The 20,840-nt window shown below is 32.9% G+C and carries 20 protein-coding genes; 6 read left to right on the top strand and 14 right to left on the bottom strand.

The window, feature by feature from the left end; genetic code table 11:
• Positions 1-19 precede the first annotated feature (19 nt).
• The 8 genes from EQM05_RS06525 to EQM05_RS06490 all read right to left on the bottom strand — a co-directional run bounded on the left by EQM05_RS06525 (position 20) and on the right by EQM05_RS06490 (position 11,526).
• On the bottom strand, positions 20-2,074 hold the full coding sequence (locus EQM05_RS06525) for a beta-galactosidase (protein WP_128749277.1): 2,055 nt from the start codon (positions 2,072-2,074) through the stop codon (positions 20-22).
• Between the two features lie 21 nt (positions 2,075-2,095).
• Complete coding sequence (gnpA, locus tag EQM05_RS06520; protein ID WP_128749276.1) at positions 2,096-4,261, bottom strand: 1,3-beta-galactosyl-N-acetylhexosamine phosphorylase; 2,166 nt, start codon at positions 4,259-4,261, stop codon at positions 2,096-2,098.
• A gap of 23 nt (positions 4,262-4,284) precedes the next feature.
• The gene (locus tag EQM05_RS06515) at positions 4,285-5,163 is read right to left on the bottom strand and encodes a carbohydrate ABC transporter permease (RefSeq protein WP_128749275.1); all 879 of its coding nucleotides are present in this window, start codon (positions 5,161-5,163) and stop codon (positions 4,285-4,287) included.
• Positions 5,164-5,167: 4 nt separating this feature from the next.
• Positions 5,168-6,049 (bottom strand): sugar ABC transporter permease, encoded by an 882-nt coding sequence (locus EQM05_RS06510; protein ID WP_128749274.1) that lies wholly within the window; start codon positions 6,047-6,049, stop codon positions 5,168-5,170.
• 74 nt (positions 6,050-6,123) lie between these two features.
• The gene (locus EQM05_RS06505; protein WP_128749273.1) at positions 6,124-7,407 is read right to left on the bottom strand and encodes an ABC transporter substrate-binding protein; all 1,284 of its coding nucleotides are present in this window, start codon (positions 7,405-7,407) and stop codon (positions 6,124-6,126) included.
• A gap of 144 nt (positions 7,408-7,551) precedes the next feature.
• Positions 7,552-8,148 (bottom strand): DUF624 domain-containing protein, encoded by a 597-nt coding sequence (locus EQM05_RS06500; RefSeq protein WP_128749272.1) that lies wholly within the window; start codon positions 8,146-8,148, stop codon positions 7,552-7,554.
• Between the two features lie 4 nt (positions 8,149-8,152).
• Positions 8,153-9,760 carry a response regulator gene (locus EQM05_RS06495; RefSeq protein ID WP_128749271.1) on the bottom strand — a complete coding sequence of 536 codons (1,608 nt, stop codon included), beginning with the start codon at positions 9,758-9,760 and terminating at the stop codon, positions 8,153-8,155.
• Between the two features lie 2 nt (positions 9,761-9,762).
• The gene (locus EQM05_RS06490) at positions 9,763-11,526 is read right to left on the bottom strand and encodes a sensor histidine kinase (protein ID WP_164917224.1); all 1,764 of its coding nucleotides are present in this window, start codon (positions 11,524-11,526) and stop codon (positions 9,763-9,765) included.
• A gap of 673 nt (positions 11,527-12,199) precedes the next feature.
• On the opposite strand from EQM05_RS06490, the gene spoVAE reads away from it, so the two are divergent.
• The 6 genes from spoVAE to EQM05_RS06460 all read left to right on the top strand — a co-directional run bounded on the left by spoVAE (position 12,200) and on the right by EQM05_RS06460 (position 15,498).
• Positions 12,200-12,553 (top strand): stage V sporulation protein AE, encoded by a 354-nt coding sequence (spoVAE, locus tag EQM05_RS06485; protein ID WP_128751053.1) that lies wholly within the window; start codon positions 12,200-12,202, stop codon positions 12,551-12,553.
• Positions 12,554-12,578: 25 nt separating this feature from the next.
• Positions 12,579-12,785 (top strand): DUF1657 domain-containing protein, encoded by a 207-nt coding sequence (locus EQM05_RS06480; protein ID WP_128749269.1) that lies wholly within the window; start codon positions 12,579-12,581, stop codon positions 12,783-12,785.
• Positions 12,786-12,799: 14 nt separating this feature from the next.
• Positions 12,800-13,660: a DUF421 domain-containing protein gene (locus EQM05_RS06475; protein WP_128749268.1), complete on the top strand. Its 861-nt coding sequence runs from the start codon at positions 12,800-12,802 to the stop codon at positions 13,658-13,660.
• A 115-nt stretch (positions 13,661-13,775) separates the two neighbouring features.
• Positions 13,776-14,255, top strand: coding sequence for a stage V sporulation protein AC (gene spoVAC / locus EQM05_RS06470; protein WP_128749267.1), 480 nt, complete (start codon positions 13,776-13,778; stop codon positions 14,253-14,255).
• Positions 14,256-15,257, top strand: a complete 1,002-nt coding sequence (gene spoVAD, locus EQM05_RS06465; RefSeq protein WP_128749266.1) for a stage V sporulation protein AD — start codon at positions 14,256-14,258, stop codon at positions 15,255-15,257. It begins immediately after the preceding gene.
• A gap of 34 nt (positions 15,258-15,291) precedes the next feature.
• Positions 15,292-15,498 (top strand): DUF1657 domain-containing protein, encoded by a 207-nt coding sequence (locus EQM05_RS06460; protein ID WP_128749265.1) that lies wholly within the window; start codon positions 15,292-15,294, stop codon positions 15,496-15,498.
• Between the two features lie 98 nt (positions 15,499-15,596).
• Here EQM05_RS06460 and EQM05_RS06455 read toward each other — a convergent pair whose 3' ends face one another.
• From EQM05_RS06455 to EQM05_RS06430, 6 genes are all read right to left on the bottom strand, one after another.
• Positions 15,597-15,962 (bottom strand): DUF4363 family protein, encoded by a 366-nt coding sequence (locus tag EQM05_RS06455; protein ID WP_128749264.1) that lies wholly within the window; start codon positions 15,960-15,962, stop codon positions 15,597-15,599.
• Positions 15,963-16,017: 55 nt separating this feature from the next.
• Entirely contained in the window at positions 16,018-16,746 is a 729-nt protein-coding gene (locus EQM05_RS06450) for a DUF421 domain-containing protein (RefSeq protein WP_128749263.1), read from the bottom strand.
• 182 nt (positions 16,747-16,928) lie between these two features.
• Complete coding sequence (locus tag EQM05_RS06445; RefSeq protein ID WP_128749262.1) at positions 16,929-17,612, bottom strand: NTP transferase domain-containing protein; 684 nt, start codon at positions 17,610-17,612, stop codon at positions 16,929-16,931.
• Positions 17,613-17,636: 24 nt separating this feature from the next.
• Positions 17,637-17,927, bottom strand: coding sequence for a hypothetical protein (locus EQM05_RS06440; RefSeq protein WP_128749261.1), 291 nt, complete (start codon positions 17,925-17,927; stop codon positions 17,637-17,639).
• A 4-nt stretch (positions 17,928-17,931) separates the two neighbouring features.
• Positions 17,932-18,927, bottom strand: coding sequence for a DMT family transporter (locus EQM05_RS06435; protein WP_128749260.1), 996 nt, complete (start codon positions 18,925-18,927; stop codon positions 17,932-17,934).
• Between the two features lies 1 nt (position 18,928).
• Positions 18,929-20,794 carry a phosphotransferase gene (locus EQM05_RS06430; protein WP_128749259.1) on the bottom strand — a complete coding sequence of 622 codons (1,866 nt, stop codon included), beginning with the start codon at positions 20,792-20,794 and terminating at the stop codon, positions 18,929-18,931.
• Positions 20,795-20,840 lie beyond the last annotated feature (46 nt).

Here is a 20,840-nt window from a genome sequence, read left to right as displayed (position 1 = left end):
AAAATGTTTTTATACTAAATTATGAATTTACTATTGAATCATTTAAGATCAATACTTCCTTTGATTCAATTTCAATTTCATTTTTTAATATATCACCATTAAGCAAATTAATATATGTTTTTTCCTGAAGTGATATCTTTTGCACACAGCTGCTGTGATTTAATATAAATATATATTCATTGTTATCCTTTACTCTTCTTGTTATCTCTACATCAGCATTAGTTTTAATAATAGGCTGGATATTCTTCTCTTTGCAATATTTTTCTAATAAAACTTTTATTAAATCATCCTCTGGTTCCGATGCCACATATACAGCTTTTCCTTTTCCATAAGCATTTTCTGTTATAGCAGGAAAGCCTTTATAATAGTCTTCTGTGAAGGTTCCAAGTACAGCAGCATTTTCACTATGAAGCACCTCACATATAAGTTTGCATTCATAGCTTTTTTCACTTGTATCCATCTGTTTTCCTGTCTTTATTCCATTTTTCATTTCAGGATACAATGCATCCACTTCTTCTACCCATATTCCAAGAAGTTTCCTAAAGGCACCTGGATATCCCCCAGATCTCACAATATCATTTTCATCCACAATGCCGCTGAAGAATGTTGTTATAAATGTACCTCCATCACTTACGAATTTTTCTATGTTTGCTATGGATTCATCACTAACCATATATAAAACAGGGGCAATTACTATTTTATATTTTGATAAATCTGCTGTAGGTTCAACTATATCTACAGAAATATGTAAATCATATAGTGCTCTGTAGTATTTCATAATTCTATCAATATATGTTAAATCCACACTGGGGCCGCTGGAATATTCAACTCCCCACCAATTAGGCCAATCCATAATGAAAGCTATCTCTGATTCAGTTTTAGAATCAATGATTTTATCCTGAAGGCTCCTTAATTCCATTCCTAACTGAGTGAGTTCTATTCCAATTCTTGTATTTTCATGTCCAACATGAGGCACCATGGCAGCATGATATTTTTCACAGGCTCCAAGTGACTGCCTCCACTGGAAAAACATTATTCCATCAGCGCCATGTGCTATACATTGATAACTTAACAGCCTCATTACCCCTGGTCTCTTTTGAGCATTATAGGGCTGCCAGTTCTGCTGACTTGGTGTCTGCTCCATTAATAAAAAGGGTTTGCCTTTTTTTAATCCTCTTATAACATCATGCTTAAAGGCAATTAAGCTTGGATGATCCTTATTTGATGGATAACTGTCCCAGGAAGCAATATCACATTGTTCTCCCCATCTAAATAAGTCCAACTCATGGCTTACACTCCATATGTTGGTAGTTATAGGTGTATCTTTATGATATTTTCTTATTTCCAAAGCTTCTCCTTTAAAGCATTCTAATAAACTGTCAGACATAAATCTTTTATAGTCTATTGCTATGGGCTGAAAATAAGTTCCGTCCCTTCCTGCTAATGCTCCCGGTAATATTTCTGTTAAAGCAGATGGCACTTCAATTTCATCAAAGTCATATATTGTATGACCCCAAAAGCTTGTATACCAGCATTTATTCAGGTTTTCTAAGTTTATATACTTATTTTTTAACCATTTTATAAAAGCTTGTCTGCAATTTTCACAATAACAGTAAGCTCCATATTCATTGTTAACATGCCACAAAACAATTGCTGGATTATCCTTATAGTGTTCAGCCATTTTTGATGCTATAGATTTAGAAAGTCTTCTGTATTCAGGGCTGTTAGGGCAAAAATTCACTCTGCCCCCATGCTTACGTTTATGGCCATTTATATCTGTTCTTGTGATTTCAGGATATTTTTTATCCATCCAGGCAGGCTGAGCAGCCGTTGGAGTTGCCATATTAACATATATTCCATTTTCATATAAAAGATTTACTATTTTATCAAGCCAGGAAAAATCAAATTCATTCTCACTTGGCTGCAGCTTTGCCCATGAAAATACAGGCAGTGTTACAACATTTACTCCATGTATTTTCATTTGTCTTATATCTTCTATCCATGTTTCTTCGCTCCATTGATCTGGATTATAATCTGCACCATAGAAAAAGCCTTTAATTTTATCATTTATCATAAAAATTTCTCCTTATGCTTTTTAAATATTCAGCCATTTTATTTCATATGGCTTAAGAATTAACTTTATAGTATTATTTTTATCCATATAAAGTTCTGTTTCCTGATCTTTATCTGAGTTATTTATAACTGCTGCATTTCCTGTGTCCAGATATGCTGCGCACTCTGTATTACAATTTGATGTATACCAGTTAAACATCTCTTCTTCTCTTGATGCTGCAAAGTAAATTGATCTAAGTAGTAATCTCACATTTTCTGGTGTATATGGAAGTCCTGAAATGTATACTGCTCTGCCATTACCAAATTCATTTACAGAAAGATTTATATCATCTTTGTCCATTGAAAGAATCTTAGTGCTTTCCGAAGTGGCATATACATACTTCATTCCTTCACCAAAGTTTATTTCTGAATTTTGATCTTCAAGGATAAAGTGCTTCCCCTCATAAGCCTTATCATGCCTTGTACAGCTTAATGTGTATCCCATTTCTCTGTCTACACCTAATATATCTGACAGCTGAAAGTACCTTCCCTGATGCTGGTATGCTGTGGGCTCTCCTACTCCAATGAAGCCTCCGCCATTATATACCCATTGTCTGATTTTACCTGTAACATCATCATCTATCCAATAATTGTGCCCTGACCAGGCTGTTCCAGCATCACCAGCATTAATAATCACACCTATATCATCTGGTATGCCATTTTTCTTTATATCATCAAAGCTCATGAATACTACATCCAAAGGCATTCCGCTTAAGCATTCTAACACTCCTACATAAGAGTATATTTTCTTGTACCATAACGCATGGGCAACCATGTTGCACTGCCAGCTTCTCAGCTTTCCCCAGACATTGAGAACAGCCACCTTGAATCTTCCAGTATAAGCTTTTGTCCCATTCATTTTATTATGGATTTCTCTGAATTCATTGGCAATTTCTTCTACCTTATCTACAAAATCAGGGAATTTAAGAGCAAGGCTTAAATATCCTCCATATCCCATTCTATCCACTGGTTTTCTTAGTATGGCTCTTCTAGCTTGTACCCAATTCTCCACAGCTTCTTTTGTAGGATTTCCACCTTCATAAAAGGTATCCGGAAAGAAGTATGGAAGGAATCTTCCCTCTGTATATTTAACATGAGGAATATCTGAAATCAGTCTTAAGGTTGCACCGCTTCCTACAGAACCTACTACAGAATCCACTCCGATTTTTTCAAAATAATCTCCATAAGGTTCTGTCCCAATCCAGTTGTCACCTAAGAACATCATAGCTTCTTTTCCATAGCTGTGGCATAAATCCACACACTTTTTAGCATTTTCAGCCACAAATCCCTGGACAAAATCCATCCAGTCTAAAAATTCCTTAGAAGGCACTCTAAATGGAGTATTATAGTATCCTTCATCAACAAAAACTTCTGCTCTGGGCTTATAGCCTTTTACCTTTTCAAATTCATCTATTGCCTCAGGGCTGACGCTTGCACTATAACCAAACCAGTCAACAAATTTTTCCTTAGCTTTGTCATTATAGGCTATAGTAAAGTGATAGAAAAATGTGGTAAACCTCACTACATCTACACTTGGATTTTCTTTTAGCCAGTTTTCCAAATAGTTAAATATATGTTCTCTGGTTTCTTCATGAATTGCATCATAAGGCATCTCAGGAGGTGTAGTCCAATTATTTGTCAAATGATTATACATTTGAGTTGTGTCCCATACCTGATATGCTAAAAAGCTTACTGTATATCTGTGCCATCTTTTAACATTTGTGATGACTACTGTTTCCCTGTCACTGTCAAAATACCAGCTGCTTTCATTCAGAACCTCACCTGTAGATCTGTCTATTACTTCCCAATATCTTTTAAAATCATGATTTTTATCAATTTCAAATTGCCTGTGAAAATATCCTTCTAAAGGTGTTATGTCCAATGTGTCTTTTACTGCAATATTATGTTTAGACATTAAGTACTGCATCTGTAACTGATTTTTATGGGAATAGGCCCACTTTTGATCATTTCTTACAGTTAAATATGTTGTATAAACTTTAACTGCCATATCCATTAATTCATCTGGAAGCACAGTTCCATCACTATTTCTGATGGCATCTGCACCCCATTTTGCTATAAGTTTTTTAACTTCATTATCAATACCTGCTTCTGCCGGCATAGTAAATCTGCCTTTATTTAAAGTTTCCATACATGAACTCCTCCTATTAAGAACTATTCTTTTACAGCACCTGCTGCTATGCCGCTAAATATAAACTTTTGAAATATAAAGTATATCAGAAGTGTTGGAATCATAACTATAACTGCTGCCGCACTAAGCTTTGGAATTGAGGAAGTCCTTGGATCCTGTATGCAGGCAAAAAGCATAGTGCTTAGAGTTTTATGGTTTGCACCTGGCATATATAGGAATGGAATATACATATCATTTAACACATCTACCGCCTTCAGTATTCCCAGTGTAGCTGTAGCTGGTACAACCATAGGAAATATTATCTTCCAATATATTGTGAAATATGATGCTCCATCCATCATAGCACTTTCATCTATTGAAACTGGAATCTGTGATAAAAATTGATTATAAATATATATCTGCATTAAATCTGCCCCTGCATAAATGAGTATTGGTGCTAAAAGAGTATCATAAACATGAAGATTAACCATAATTCCGAATCTTGATATTTCAGTAACTGTACCTGGAATTACCATTCCTATTAAGAAAACAGCAAGATATACCTTTTTCAGCTTAAAATTAAATCTTGTTAAACAGTAAGCTACCATTGTACTTAGCAAGGAATTTAAAACTACTGATACTACCACTAATATGGTTGAGTTTTTTAATCCTGTAAAAACATGATTGTTCTTAATAACATCTTTATAATTGTCAAGATTAAGGACAGATGGCGGCTTAAGTGCTGATTCAGCTCCAATCTGAGGCAGTGTTTTAAAGGATGCAAATAAAGTTATAAGCATTGGTAAAATAACTATTGCTGCAATGAATACGAACAATAATACTTTTAATACTTCCCAGCCATTGACTTTTTTCCTAGCTGTTTTAAATATAGTTTTTTTATTGGTTACAATGTTTCCTTCCATATTATCACCCCTTTAGGTTAAACAATTTCTGTTGAATAACAGAGAAAATTATAATTATTATCATTAACACAACAGCCATTGCACAGGCTCTCCCAAAGTCCGCATACTGAAATGCTGTATTTATTGTCTGCACTGTAAATGTTTCACTGGCATGATTTGGTCCACCAGCTGTCATTACATATGGAATATCAAATACCTGAAGAGCACCTCTTACATTCAAAAACAATACTATTTCAACTACAGGCTTAATATTTGGCAGTACAATTCTGTAAAACTGCTGAAAGCTATTAGCACCATCTATGACAGCTGCCTCAGTCATATCTGGAGGAAGTGACTGAAAGGCTGCTAAAAACAATATTATATGAATACCTGAAAATCTCCACAGTGAAACTGCCGTCAAAGAATAGTTAACGATATTTGGATCACTGAGCCATCCAATTTTACCTAAGTTAAAAAATTGAAGCACACTGTTCAATACTCCATCCTGGGAGCTGTATAGAAATGAAAACATACATGCCACTGCTACTCCATTTATTATATAAGGTAAAAAAGTAATTGTTTTAAACATCTTGCAGCATCTTACTCTGTTGTCAAGTAAAAATGCTATAAATAATTCTATTGGTATAAAAAGTATATGGCCAACAAAATACACTCCATTATTTTTTAAAGCTGCCCAAACTTCCGGAGAATCAAATATTATCTTTTTAAAGTTTTTAAATCCTACATATTTATATGTGGGGCTTAATCCGTCCCAATTTGTAAAGCTTAAACCTATTAACTTTATAAGTGGATATATCATAAACATTAGTATTAAAATAGTTGGTATAAATAAGAAGGTTACTAATATTATTTTTTTTTGCATTTTAACATCGCTATTTTTAAACATACATGCCTCCTAATTAAAAGAAGAATAAAGCAGCTATAGGTACCTTATTCTTCTTAAATTAATTATTTTATTTATTAGTTACCTCTTGCTTTTTTCCATTGTGCATTTAAATCATTCATAATTGAATCTAAGCTTGTCTTTCCTGCCATCTGCTGCTGACCTATTCCTTTAACGTCAAATTTCATGGCATTCATTATCTTGTTAAAGTTTTCATCATAGAAAATAGTTATTGGCTTAGCATCAACACCTTTAAATGCCTCATCAAAGAACTTGTCATCATAGTTAACACCCTTAACTGTAGGTCTTTGTTTTAATGTACCAACAAATTTAGCATAGTAATCACTGCTAAAGAACCATTCCAGGAATTCTTTTGCTTCCTTTTGATTTTTGGATGTCTTAGGAATTCCCCAGAAGAACTCAGTCATTGCAGTAGTATAAAATGGATCGCTGATAGTATTCCTTGTTGGCAGTAAGAAAGCTCCTAAATTATCGTCTTTTCCACCATTTTGATCATAATCATCTTTATACCATGAACCAGCTGCCATCATTGCACCTTTTCCTGCTACAAACATTGCTCTTTCCTGATCCCATCCATATCCAAGAGGGTCATCTCCGCATACTTTAGCATCATATAGCTTTTGTATTTTTTCATATGCATTGTAGAATGGCTGTCCTTTTGTAAAAGGATCATCTTTAGCTGCCATCTTGTTGTAATATTGTCCGTCTCCGGCTTCAAGCATTGGCATATATTCATTAAATGGATAATCCGGCCATCCATCCTTTCCGCCTATTAATAGCGGCGTATATTTCTTTCCATCTTTTATTGTCTGGCAGACCTTCAAAAATTCATCCCAGGTCTTAGGTACTTGTAAGTTATATTCTTTAAAAATATTTTTGTTATAGAAAACGAATTCATTGAAAGCAGCCTGAGGTATACCAATAACATTACCTTTAATCATTGTTTGTTTAGCATAAATATTATTTTGGGTTGCCTTTAAATCATTTAATGGCACCATTACATCTCCATAAAGAGAAAGCTGAGCCTGCCTGATAGGAAATACATCTGGCAGCTGATTAGCTGTATTTCTTATTTTCATTGTATTGTCATATTCCTTTGGAGCTATATGTTCTATCTGGATAGTTACATTTGGATGATCTTTCTTATATGCTTCAGCCAAATTGTTTGTTTCAGTTAAATACTTATAGTCTCCTTCTCCCCAAAGGGCAAGCTTCAGTGTCACCTTTTTACCACTGTCAGCTGTAGCACTTTTTGAATTTGAACATCCTACAGCAACTGTGCCGAACAGTATTGTGGATGTTAAAACCAGGCTTAATTTTTTTAATAAACTTTTTTTCATCTTTTTTCCCCCCTAACCTTTATACTTATATTTTAAATATTCTTACACTTTTATTGAATGATATATATTAATGCTTTTTTGATATTTATTATGATAATATAAAAATATAAAGGACACTGCTGCAGTGTCCCAAAATCAAAACTATTATATAACATATTTTTTAAATACCTTTTTAATAAAATAAGATGATACATAAACATAAATACTCATGGCAAATAGTGCAAAGGATAACTTGTACATAGTAAATGCACTAAGAGCCGTAAGTATTACTATGGAACTTAAACTTACAATTATATTCTTGTAAGCTAAAATAACTGAATTCTTAATAAGATCATATAATCCCATATTAAATCTGGCTATTAGAGGAAAGAGGAAAACACTTATGATAAGTATCTGCAGTATAATAAATAATTGCAGCATTTTAAGTGAGTTATATGCACTTCCCATTTTATTTAATTTATATAAATTAAAAATACTAAAGGATAAAACCACAGTTATAACTGCTCCAACAGGGAAAGCCTGCTTAAAGCTTTCCTTATATCCTTTAACAAAATCCTTATATATGTTATAGCTTTTTCCCCCCACCTTTTTACCATAAACATAATATAATGCAGATGTGGAAACTCCTGTTGTAAGTATTGGCAGACTTCCTAAAATCCATAATAAATTCAGCATAAAGGTTTCATATATCAATATGCAGAACCCATACAAAGGACCATCAAAGCTAAATAATCCTTTCACAATATCACCTTCTCATGTAGTTATTTTTATACTGTATAGGACTTACTCCTACAATTTTTTTGAATGTTCTGCTGAAATGCTCTATGTTAGGATATCCTGTATGCTCGCAGACTTCATATATTTTCATTTCAGTCTTAGTCAAAAGTTCTTTAGCTTTTTCTATTCTTACATTAGTTAAATAAGTAGTAAAGTTATCTCCTGTTTGTTCTGTAAATATCCTGCTGAAATATGTCTTGCTAAAGCCTGCCTCTCTGCTTACCATATCCAGGGTAACTTTGGAATCATAGTTTTTTTGAATAAAATCCTTTGCCTGCTTAATTGCTTCACTTTCTATTGTATTCATTTTCTTTAATGAAGAAATTAGGGTTTTCAGAAAATTCATCATCCACTCTTCTATTTCAGCTGTAGTATCAAATTTTCTTATTTCGCTGTAAAAATCTATATCTTCCCCAATAATACCCTCACAATTATTTTCCTCATCCTTAATTACATACTGAACAATCATTAGTACTATTTCCAAATAATATATATAAAAGCTTTCAATGTCTCCTGTAAATGACAGCTCTTTCAATTTAAAAATTCTTTTCATTTCATCTATGCATTTTTCTTCATCTAAACTATCCAAAGCCTCAAGTATTCCATTTTCTTTAACCATCTCAATAACTATCTGCTGTGTTATATTATTATTCTTGTTTTTCTTTATATTATCAACCCGTTCTTCATCCTTAGGATAAATATCCTTTCCTTTTCCATAGATGAATCTAAGACGGGCATTTCTTCGTGCGTCATCAAGAAGAATCTTTATCTTTGATATATCCTTATTTACCTCACTTATGCCAATTGTTTCTTCAATGTTTAAGAAATTTAAAAGAGCAATCCTGATCTTACTTAGAATTTCTGCCAGTTTATCTTCTATATGGTTTTCCATTGAAGATTCAAAGGCTAAAATGATACCATATTCTTCTGAAGATAATGGTATAACCTCCCCTGTATTTACAGTTTCAAGAACCTGATAAACTGCATTTACTACAGAGCTTATGAGTTCCCTTAGGTCATTATCCTCATATCTTTTTTTAATAATTTTAAAGTTATCTATTAGAATGGAGCAGCAAATATAATAATCTCCTTTTAGTTTTAGTATGCTGGAATTAAGCTCCTCCCTGTTTAAATCTCCAGCAATGAATTTTCTGATAAGCTCATTTTTATCAATAGTGCTCTTATTATTACTGCTTCCTTTTTTCTTCTCTAAAGCTGTCATAACCATTTTAACAATTTTGTCCGGCTCCATTTCTGTTTTTAAAATATAATCATTTATACCAAGTTTAAAAGCACTTCTTACAAGTGAGTAGTCATCATAGGCACTTAACACTAGAAATTCAGTGTCACCTCCAAGCTTTTTGCCTTCTTCAATAAGTTCAATACCATTCATAACAGGCATATTAATATCGGTAATTACAATATCAATATCTCCCCTGGATTTCATTATTTCTAAAGCCTTTTTACCATTAGAAGATTCTAAAACTTCATCGAAACCATAATTATTCCAATCCACTAAAGACTTTAGTGCAAGCCTTACAATAGGTTCATCCTCAACCAAAAGCATTTTGTACATTATTATCGCTCCTTCTCTGTTAGTATAGGATGTATAAGTGTTACTCTTGTAAACTTATTTTTCTCACTTTCAATTTTTAATCCATAATCTTGTCCACAATTAAGTTTAACCCTGCTCTCAACATTATTTAATCCTATATGATTAAAGCTTGTCTTGCTTATTTTTGTATTATTCAAAACATTTTTCATCTCGTCTTCTGTCATTCCAACCCCATTATCTTCAACTTGAAAAATTAAATTTTTATCCTTTAGAAAGCCTGAAATTGTAATATATTTTTCTCTATCTATATCATTGATTCCATGAATAATTGCATTTTCAACTAAGGGTTGTAAAATTAATTTGATAATATATAAATCTTTCACATTATCTTCTACATTAATAACCATATTGAAATTATCTCCAAATCTCACCTTCATTATATCTGCATAATTATCAAGATACTCCAGTTCCTCTTTTACTGTAACAAATGTTGATGAACTTCTAAAGGTTGCCTGAAGTAGTTTCATGAATAAATCTGTTACCTTCCTGATGTTTTCCGCCTTTGATATCATGGCCATTAATTTAATTACATTTAATGTATTATAAATAAAATGAGGATTAATCTGAGCCTGAAGCATCTTAATTTCTTCTCTGGAGCGCTCTCTTTCCTTCAAATCTCTCTCTGCCATAAGATTCTTAATATCATTAATCATCTTATTATAGCTTCTTCCCAGTTCATTAATTTCATCCAGATTGCTATCTATAATTGTAATCTCTTCAAGTTTTTCATCCTTAACACCTTTCATTTTTTTCACAAGTTCTTTTATTGGTTTAATAATATCTTTAGATAGCATTTTAGAGTACAAAATAAATAAAATATTAAATATTACAAATATCATAAGCAGTGCTTTTGTAATATTTGACGTATCCTTTGTGAGAGCATTATAATCAATAATATTAATTACAGTCCATGCTGACTTCCCCGAAGTATATTTTGATATATACTTAATATCTTTTTTATACCTGTATTTATAAGAATCGTAATCATTATTCTTATTGTTAATTTTATTAAGATACTCTACTTCTGAAATATTTTTTCCAAGCATGCTTTTATCTGGTGATATTACAATATTACCTTTAGAATCAGCTATTATCATTTTCCCTACAGTATCATTTGTAAATCTTGAATAAATTGAATTCAGCACATCTGTTTTAATTTCGAAATATATAAACTCCGTATCTGAATTGTACCAATTATATTCCGGGCTAACCCCAACTAAAAAATCTATCCTGCCGGCATTTACATCACTAGAGCTGTTAAAATTATTTATACTTAATACTTTTCCATTATTGCTTATACATTCCTTATACAAAGAACTATTTTTTACATCAGAATCATTTTTATAAAGAGGATCCTTATATTTAAATACTTCACCGTTTTTTGAAAAAAACACTATTGAATTTATTTCTCCCTGGTAGGCAAATAAATAATCAAGTTTTGCTTCAATCTTTTCAGAAGTTTCAAGCTTTTTAACTGAATCCTTTTCATGGTACCAGCTATTTACAAGTGGTAATAATTCCTGTTCATTGGAAACCTTTGCAGTATAAAGATTAATTCGTCTAAGCTCAATTTCAATATCATTAGATAATTGCACCATAATCTGTTCAGTTTTTTCATTGTAATGTGAAACCAGGACTCCTTCATATAATCTGTTAATAATGATAATAATGATAAAGAAGGGTATTACAATAAATAGAATAAAACTGCTGATAAATTTTTTCGACATACTTTTACTTTTAATCATCAAATCACCCTATTTTAATAATAAGGTAAACATGAATACATTTTCAACATAAATTTTAAGTATAGGTGATATTTTTAAATAAAATGAAGAGTATGTCTGACATTTAAAGCAAAAAAAAATGTAAAGAACATAATGGTGTACCTTGCACCAATATAGATAATTTATTACCATGCTATGATCTTTCGGTCATAACAAAGCAAGTCATTACCTATACTAATGTTTCGTTCAACTATGCAGAATACCATACAGCCAGATACAACCTGTGGGCTGCATATAACCACTATGGCACCCTGCATAATCTTAGCTCGACCCCTAAAGGATAAGCCGGAATCATATTATAATCAATATCTTTGCCAAGGGCTAGGATTATTGACTATAATAAAACCTTTCATTACCCTGTGAGATCTTCCCTCTGACTATATATAAGCCTTCCGACCTATAAATAATCTTTGGCGGACTTATATACAACCCTTTTCAGAATCATATATAAATCTTTGCTCAACCATTATGTTCCTTACACTATTTAATATGCCATATATATATAAATTCATACAATGTAAATTTATCCATAAAGTATATATTTTATTTATGAATAATTTAAATTCATATGGTAAAGCTAAATTATGTTAAAAAGAAAGGATGTAGATTTACTGAAATGGGAAAGTTACTATGGGCATTCATTATTGGAGGCGGGATATGCGTTCTGGGACAATTAATGATGGATATATTTAAACTTACGCCTGCACACACTACATGTACTTTTGTAGTAATAGGAGCAATTCTGGGTGGCTTTGGATTATATGAACCTCTTATTAAGTTTGCAGGTGCAGGGGCCTCAGTACCTATAAGCAGCTTTGGAAATTCTCTTGTTAAGGGCGCATTACTAGAGGCAGAGCAGGTTGGTGTAATAGGAATTCTCACAGGAATATTCAAAATAACCAGTGCTGGAATTTCATCTGCTATAATCTTTGCATTTATTGCAGCATTGATATTTAAACCTAAAGGTTAATATTTTCATATGGAGGGAAAGGAAAATGACAATTGGCTCTAAAGTAAAGCAGACATTGGCAGAATTAAAAGGTATAGAAAGCACATTAAGGCTATATTCTCTGCAAAGCAAAAACGAAGAAGATAGAATAGTATATAAAAAATCTCTGGAAACTGCCGAGTCAGTTATTAAGGATTTAGAATACAGGATAAAAATAATGGAGTTTGAAGAACCCCAGTATAAGGGTAACTAAGAAAGGAAATTTCTATGCAAAGTTGGATTATAGTACTGTTAAGAACCATAATTTTATTTTTTATAACTCTGACAATAATAAGGCTTATGGGCAAAGGAAGTGTTTCCAGGGCAACCCCTTTTAAATTTGTAAGTTATATTGTAATTTCAATTATTATCTCTTTATTTATATTAGGTTTCATAACAAATATGGTTTTTTGCTCCATTGCTTTAGGAACCTGGATTATATTAAATTTTATTTTAGATTATCTATCGCTAAAGAGCAAGTGGTTTCATGACTTAATCAATGGAAAAGAAACAGTATTAATTAAAGACGGGAAGGTTATGGAAGAGCATTTAAAAGAAGTAAGATTCACTGGGGAGGAGCTTTTAAGGGAATTGAGATCAAGAAATACTTTCAATCTGGCAGATGTGGAGTTTGCTGTAATGGAAAATACCGGTGAGATAAATGTTTTATTAAAGTCGGACAAAAAGCCTGTTACACCTCATGACTTACAAAGGAAGGTTGCCCCCTTATCTGAGCCCCAGGCAGTAATATTAGACGGCAAAATTCTCGATGAACCTCTGTCAGCCAGAGGATTAAATAGACAGTGGCTGAATTCCGAGCTTTCAAAATCCGGAGTAAGTATTGATAATGTTTTTATTGCTCAGATAGACTCTTCCGGTGATTTATTTATTGACCTGTTTGACGATTCAATACAAGTTAATAAACCCCAGGTAAAAGAGCTGCTGTATGCAGGTATTTCAAAATGCCAGGCTGATCTTCTCACTTTTTCACTGGAAAGTGGAGATCCTAAAATAAAAAATATGTATTCTGTGAATGCAAAGAAACTAAAAAAAATTATGGATAAATTAGAACCATATTTATTACGCTAAATAGATTTCAAGTAAATCAGCTATTAGGCTTCTCAAAAAACTGTAGAAGCATCAGTATTTTTGCTCGCTTAAATAGTGATTTACTAAATGAAATTATATAAAAGGTGGTAGTGTTATGTCAAATAAAAAGAAGAAAAAACTTACTCCCACTCAGCAGGAATATCAGGATTTTGCTAAGGAAGCTGAACCTAAAAGGCCCGTTTTTAAAAATTGTATAAGAGCCTTTTTAGTTGGAGGTTTTATATGCACAATTGGTCAGTTGCTGCAGTGGTTTTTCATAAAATATTTCGGATTTACAGAGAAAACTGCAGGAGATCCTGCTACAGCAGTATTAATTATAATTTCAGTTTTACTTACTGCTTTAGGTGTCTTTGATCATATTGCACAATGGGCAGGAGCAGGTACAGCTATTCCTGTTACAGGATTTGCCAATACTATGGCATCTGCTGCAATTGAGCATAAAACTGAGGGATATGTACTGGGAGTCGGAGGAAATATGTTTAAACTTTCCGGTCCTGTAATTACTTATGGAGTTTTTTCAGCGTTCGTTGTTGCATTAGTAAAAATAACTATTAAGTGGTTAGGTGGTATGTAAATGCTTAAAGGTCATCAAACCTGGATTTTTAATTCAAAACCAGTAATTATAGCTTCAGCTGCAGTAGGAGGGCCATTCGAGGCAAAAGGACCTCTGGCTGATGATTTCGATGTTCTTCATGGAGATACATGGCTTGCGCAGGAAAGCTTTGAAAAGGCAGAAAAAAAGATGATAGAACAAGCCTGTGAAATAGCAATTAACAAATCAAATATGAAAAAAGAGGATATTCAGTTTTTTATAAGCGGCGACTTAATGAATCAGATTATATCCAGCAGTTTTGCCGCTCGTACTCTTGGCATACCTTATTTAGGTATATATGGTGCCTGTTCAAGTTCAATGGAGGGTCTTGCACTAGCTTCTCAGCTAGTGGACAGTAAAAGTGCAGAATACGTAATAGCTGCAGCATCCAGCCACAATATGGCTGCAGAAAAACTATACAGATATCCTACAGAATATGGCGGTCAAAAGCCTCCCACATCTCAGTGGACAGTTACAGGAGCAGGGGCAGGTTTAATAGCTCAAAAAGGTACGGGTCCAAGGGTTGTTTCAGCAACTATTGGCAGAGTAATAGACATGGGGCTTACGGATCCTTTTAATATGGGAGCAGCAATGGCACCTGCAGCAGTAGATACTATAGAAGCCCATTTTAGGGACTTAGGTATAGAACCTTCTTATTATGATGTTATAGCTACTGGAGATTTAGGCAGTGTTGGTCATAAAATTGCCAGTGAACTTTTAAAAAAACATGGGCTTATAATTCCAAGTGAAATATTTACAGACTGCGGACTATTGATATATAACAAAAATCAGCCTGTAATGGCTGGGGGCAGCGGATGCGCCTGTTCAGCCTCAGTTACTTATGGACATTTCCTTAAACGTATGCTCAGGGGAGAGATAAAGAGAATATTAATTGTTGCAACTGGTGCATTATTATCACCTTTATCCTACCAGCAGAAAGAAAGCATACCTTGCGTTGCACATGCTGTATCAATAGAAATATAAAATTATGGCTGTGCATTGAAAGGAGGTGATAATTATGACAGTAGGAACACAAATGGAGCAGGCTATTGCAGGTATACAAAGTGCTGCTGCAACAATGAAAACTTTTGCCCTGGAAACAGATGATAAAAACGCAAAACAGGATTTTCAGCAAATAGCTCAAAACCTGGATTGTGCTCTGACAACACTAAAAGGAAGACAGAAATATATTGAACAGCAGGAACCTCAATATAAACAGCATTAAATAATTTATATTAAAATGTAAAAGAGGAGAAAATATTATATGCTCCTCTTTTTTATGTCTATTTAAAATTTACATATGCACCTTACACTTATTGACTGCTATTTACATAATCCATCCCAATGTTCCTTGGCTTCACTTAATTCCATTAAAGCTGAAGATTTGTCTTTAGAAGTGATAGAAGCTTTAAGCCGAAAAATACTTACGGTTAATTCGTGCATTTCATCTCTTTCGCCGCTAAATTGAATTCTTTTAATAACAGCCTTCCATGCTGTTTCTAATTTACTCTCACTTTGTTCCGCTAACGCCCAGTCATCTGCCATTATTGCCTTTGTAGTTGTTTCCATATGCTCTGGAACATTATCCCACCCTTTCATAGGTTTCTTAAGAAATGTGCCGCTAAGGGCAACTATTATGGAAATTGCTATTATAACTATAGGAGCAAATATAACAAAGAATTTTCTCATCTCTATCCCTCCAGTATAATTTATTATGCTGATTTTTGTATGCAAAATGAAAATGCTAATATGGTCCCTTAAAATCTCCTACAATTATAGGCTTTTTTATTCTATCCTTGTATTTGTCTACATATAAAGAACCCGAGGCTTCATATGTTGCTAAAAATACTTCAGAAGGATCCTTTACCCCGAATTTCTTAAGTTCAGACATTAACCAATAGATATCACGATTTATTTGTTTTAAATTTAAATCTACAACTATGCCATCGTAAATCAATTCTATTCCCAGTCCCGTTTTAGGCACAGAAATGTTCATATCTTTTGGTGTAACAGGCTGTAATTCTGGTTTTTTTAACACGGAAAGCTCACCATTTGGCTCCAGCACTGCAAAGTGAACTTCACTTAAATCAAATATATCCTTGCTTCTTAATTGCTGAAGCAAATTTGAGGCATCATATCTTAATTTACGCATATTATCTTCTAAAATAACACCATTCATTATTATTATTGTTGGTTCTCCCTCTATGCATTTTGCAGCAAACTTAGATTTTGTTGTAAGGAAATCAATTGCTAATCCTGCAGCCGTCCATGTAGTCAGCGCAACCCAATGGGGCCACATCCTGCTAGATAAATCTATTGATAAAGAAGCTGCCATTGATCCAATAGTAATTCCCAGCACATAATCAAAAAGAGTAAGCTGGCTTATCTGTTTCTTACCTAAAAAACGTGCATATATTAACAATAAAAAGAAAGCAATTATGGATCTTACAAATGCTACTAATCCTTCATTCATTCACACTACTCCTATCTGTTATCTTGGTTTTTATGAATTCTAAAGTAATTCATTTATATAACATATAATAGGATAACTCATATATAAATTAATTATTCTAATGAATGCAATTTGCAAAAAAAAATAGACTGATGCTATATCCATCAGTCCATATTTGTTCTTTGTTATTTAATCTTTGTTCTTTAATCTTTAATCTTTGCCCGCAGGGCATTGAGGTCCTCCAGAGAATCAATTTCAAACCAGTCAGAAGAACTTATCTTTTTAATATGTACATCCATATTTTTCAAGTTATCCTTGGCAATATTGTCCCAGTACAGATCCTGCCAGTTGCTGCTTTTAATTACCTGCTCCAGTTTATGCTTAAGCAGCTCACCATCGGCTTTTGTCCAGTAGGACACCCCTGACATTACATAACCTTCACCACTGGAAATCTTAATATCATTTACCTTATTGTTTTCATCAAAAACTAACATCCATTCCTCAGTATTTACTGTTTTGTTACCTGCAAAATAAGTAGATGTTTTAATTGAGCTGTCCAGATAATTCCTGAATAAATAAGTGTCGGCATCAATTACAAATGCATCCGGGAGAAAGTCTCTTACTAAGTACATGGTGTAAATATTATTATATGTTTCATATTTTTCATTATGAACAAGTTTTACATTGAATTTATCCTTAAGATATTCAAATTTTTCGTATAAATAGCCTGTTACAACAATAATTTCTTCAATTCCAATTTCTCTTAAGAATCTAATCTGTCTTTCCAAAAGTGGTTCTCCATTGATTTTTATAAGAGATTTCGGAGTTTCATTGGTAATTGGCCTTAATCTTGTCCCCATACCTGCTGCTAATAGTATTGCTCTCATTTTACTCACCCTCTTAAATTTAAACTATTTTGCATATTTAGGTATTAAATTTAACCTCTTTAAACCCTCTCCTGTGGCTGCATACTGTGACACAAATTTGCCATTTTCTATAGTTACACTTATTTCTTCTATTAATCCTACAGCTTTTAATGCCAAAAGGTGGTTTTTAATTGTTTTATCTTTGCATTGTCTTTCATTGCCATATTCTTTAAAAATAATTTCCTTTATCTTTTTACTATCAATGGTGTTTTTACCCTGATCTCCATTGCATATAAGCTGAAGTATTCTAAATCTCATAGGCAGCTTCATTTTCATAACCCTACGCCTCCACTTTTCTTAATGATAACATTTCTTTTGGATTTCCTGAAACAAGAATTGCACCAAATACTATTATTAAACATCCTATTATTAAATTTGTGGAGAAATGGAAACCATGTAATATTCCATCAAAGATAATTGCCCATATTGAATAAGTAATGTTTAAAGCCATAGCTCTTCCAACACCAGTCATGCTTAAGCCTAGGTACCAGGTGATATATGATACCCCGCATATTACTCCTGTTATGGCAAATATAATTATACTTGGAGCTGTAAATGCCTTAAAGAACATGCCGAAACCTCCAATGAATGGAAGCACGAATATCAAATACATAATAAATGAAGCAGACTGTCTTACCGAAATTGCTATTTCAGGATCAACTACATCCATGGCATAGGCTCCAAATACACCTTCAAGCCCCCAGCCTACAGCTGCAACAATTGATAAGATTATTCCAAGATAAAAATTTGGAGAAACATTGCCTGATGGAGCCACATATCCTGTAATTACAGCACCTAATACACAGAGAATTACTCCTGCCCATACCCTTGGGTTCATTTTTTCTTTTAAAAATATAACTGCCAGCACAGCTCCAATGGCTGGATAAGTTGATGTAATAACTGCTGCATAGGAAGACCCTGCCATATTTATGCCAAGCAGATACCCTGACATAGCTAATGGGCCGCTGCATATTGCAGATAGAATAATCAGAACTCCCATTTTGCTGAATAAACACCTTGTAAACTCTTTTAATTTTCCTGAATAAATATTATAAATCAATGTAAATAATGCTGATAAACCTGTGTGAATGCATGCTCCTACCAGTGGTGCCACTATAATTGAAACTCCTGGGTCATTAAATGGATACTGGGTCATTATATATGCTAAAAGCACAGCATCCATGCCCCATGTAATTCCTGATATTAATGAATGTCCTATACCCTTTTTTGCATAAGTAAGGTCCCTTTTCAATGTTAAATCAGCTATTCTTTCCAAATTATTTCAACTCCTTAAGTTTTTTATTTAACTTCTCTAAATTTACTTTAGCTCTGTTATATCTGTCAATGCCATAAGAGCCGAAATCATCGCCCTTGGCTTCCTTTATATTTGTCCATGTACTCCATATAAAATCCTGCATAATTTTATTTATTAATATTCTTATTCTGTGCTGTTCATCTATTTCCCCATTGAAGTATATATTGAGAAATAGTTCCTCGTCATCCTCTGAGAAGTTGCATTCTATTGAATGAGCTGCTATATCCCACATTGGATCATTCATGCCGCTGTATTCCCAGTCAATTAAAAATATCTTTGATTCACCGCTTTTAATAAAGTTCTCAGGCACTGTATCGTTATGACATGGACATTTATTAATATTAAATGAGTCCATTACCTTTTTAAGGGCCATTACCTTTTCTTTTACTTCATTATAATCTTCAAAGTTCTTACCATTATATTTATGTAGGAGTTTTTCATATTCTTCAGCTGTTTTAAAAGGATCAAATTCACTGCCGAATTTAAATGAGGAACTATGAAGTCTTTTAAGTATCCCTGCAATCATCTTCATATTTTCTTCTTTTTTAGCTGTTCTTCCATTTAAAGTTTCTGTTTTTTCAATAAATGTGGATATCTTTACTCCTGTGTTTTCATTAAAATATATTAATTCACTGTCAAATCCATTTTCAAAGGCCAGTCTGGAATTTATTTTTTCACTTCTTCTGCTTATCATTTCCTCTGTGCCTGCCCCAGGAATCCTCAAAACATAATTTTTACCTTTTACTACAATTTTATAATTTTTATTTGTCATGCCTCCAATAGGTTTTACATCCTCAATGGAATCCATATCTATGCACATGGCTTCACTGGCAATATGTTTTAGTTTGTCTACTCTTACAGTTAATTCCTTTCTTTTCATTCTAGGTAAAACCACTTTTTTTACATGATTGTACTGGTCTAAATTATCTATTTCAGCCCATACCAGGTCATCTATTTTTGTATATCCAATATTGTAGTTTCTGCCTATATCCATCAATAAATACTCATAATTTAAATATGGATTTTTATTTGTTTTAAATTCTTCAAGCATTAATTTAAATACTTCATAGGATATTTTGCTTAATCCAATCATTTCTCCATCTATTTTGTTAAGCTGATGGATATCCTTTGATATTTTATATATAAATCCATTATTTATTTCTACAAAAGCCTCATCACCTGAGCCTGTCTCATTTGTAATAAGTACACAGTCTCTGCTGCTATTTTCAACCAGATACTTTAATGTTCTTTCCTCGAAAACAAGATCATTTTCAACCAAAAGGAAATCCCCATGAATAAATTCCTTTGCCAAGGATAATGAGCACATGGTTCCTGTCCATTTATATCTTGCATTGTACACTATGTTTATTCTACTATCCTTTGCCAGAGCATCAAAATATTCATGCTTATATCCTGTAACTATAATTATGTTTTCTATATTTTCATTAAATAAAAGATTTATAGATCTTTCTATTAATGTAATATCATCAATTTCAAGGAACCCTACGGGTTTATCAAAGTCTGAAGCCCTTCCTGCAGCCAGTATAACAGCCTGATTTATGTTCTTAACATCCTCACTATGTAATTTTATTTTTTTTGTTTTTTCATTCTTTAAATTAGCATCAATAAATTTAAAGCCTTTTTCAGTTAATTTATAGGACATCTTATTATCATCCTTTTCTACATTAATATAGTCACTTTCTACCAGCCTTTTTATTGTATAATTAACCTTTCCAAGAGATAGTCCAGCTCTTTTAGATAAATCCCTTTGGCTTAGATCAAATTTATCGTTAAGAAGCTCCAAAATTTTAATTTCATTTTCGTACATTAAAATTCCTCCCCGCTACGTTCAAATTTTGAACATATTTATATAT

The sequence above is a fragment of the Clostridium sp. JN-9 genome (assembly GCF_004103695.1).
GTDB lineage: Bacteria > Bacillota > Clostridia > Clostridiales > Clostridiaceae > JN-9.
This window is presented reverse-complemented; position numbering and strand designations above follow the sequence as displayed.

Coding starts and splice junctions, on each gene's coding strand:
- EQM05_RS06525 (WP_128749277.1), bottom strand. CDS start 2,074: ATGATAAATGATAAAATTAAAGGCTTTTTCTATGGTGCAGATTATAAT.
- EQM05_RS06445 (WP_128749262.1), bottom strand. CDS start 17,612: ATGAGAGCAATACTATTAGCAGCAGGTATGGGGACAAGATTAAGGCCA.
- EQM05_RS06475 (WP_128749268.1), top strand. CDS start 12,800: ATGCAAAGTTGGATTATAGTACTGTTAAGAACCATAATTTTATTTTTT.
- EQM05_RS06495 (WP_128749271.1), bottom strand. CDS start 9,760: ATGTACAAAATGCTTTTGGTTGAGGATGAACCTATTGTAAGGCTTGCA.
- spoVAE (WP_128751053.1), top strand. CDS start 12,200: ATGGGAAAGTTACTATGGGCATTCATTATTGGAGGCGGGATATGCGTT.
- EQM05_RS06450 (WP_128749263.1), bottom strand. CDS start 16,746: ATGAATGAAGGATTAGTAGCATTTGTAAGATCCATAATTGCTTTCTTT.
- EQM05_RS06515 (WP_128749275.1), bottom strand. CDS start 5,163: ATGGAAGGAAACATTGTAACCAATAAAAAAACTATATTTAAAACAGCT.
- EQM05_RS06510 (WP_128749274.1), bottom strand. CDS start 6,049: ATGTTTAAAAATAGCGATGTTAAAATGCAAAAAAAAATAATATTAGTA.
- spoVAD (WP_128749266.1), top strand. CDS start 14,256: ATGCTTAAAGGTCATCAAACCTGGATTTTTAATTCAAAACCAGTAATT.
- EQM05_RS06490 (WP_164917224.1), bottom strand. CDS start 11,526: ATGTCGAAAAAATTTATCAGCAGTTTTATTCTATTTATTGTAATACCC.
- EQM05_RS06505 (WP_128749273.1), bottom strand. CDS start 7,407: ATGAAAAAAAGTTTATTAAAAAAATTAAGCCTGGTTTTAACATCCACA.
- EQM05_RS06480 (WP_128749269.1), top strand. CDS start 12,579: ATGACAATTGGCTCTAAAGTAAAGCAGACATTGGCAGAATTAAAAGGT.
- EQM05_RS06430 (WP_128749259.1), bottom strand. CDS start 20,794: ATGTACGAAAATGAAATTAAAATTTTGGAGCTTCTTAACGATAAATTT.
- EQM05_RS06455 (WP_128749264.1), bottom strand. CDS start 15,962: ATGAGAAAATTCTTTGTTATATTTGCTCCTATAGTTATAATAGCAATT.
- gnpA (WP_128749276.1), bottom strand. CDS start 4,261: ATGGAAACTTTAAATAAAGGCAGATTTACTATGCCGGCAGAAGCAGGT.
- spoVAC (WP_128749267.1), top strand. CDS start 13,776: ATGTCAAATAAAAAGAAGAAAAAACTTACTCCCACTCAGCAGGAATAT.
- EQM05_RS06440 (WP_128749261.1), bottom strand. CDS start 17,927: ATGAAAATGAAGCTGCCTATGAGATTTAGAATACTTCAGCTTATATGC.
- EQM05_RS06460 (WP_128749265.1), top strand. CDS start 15,292: ATGACAGTAGGAACACAAATGGAGCAGGCTATTGCAGGTATACAAAGT.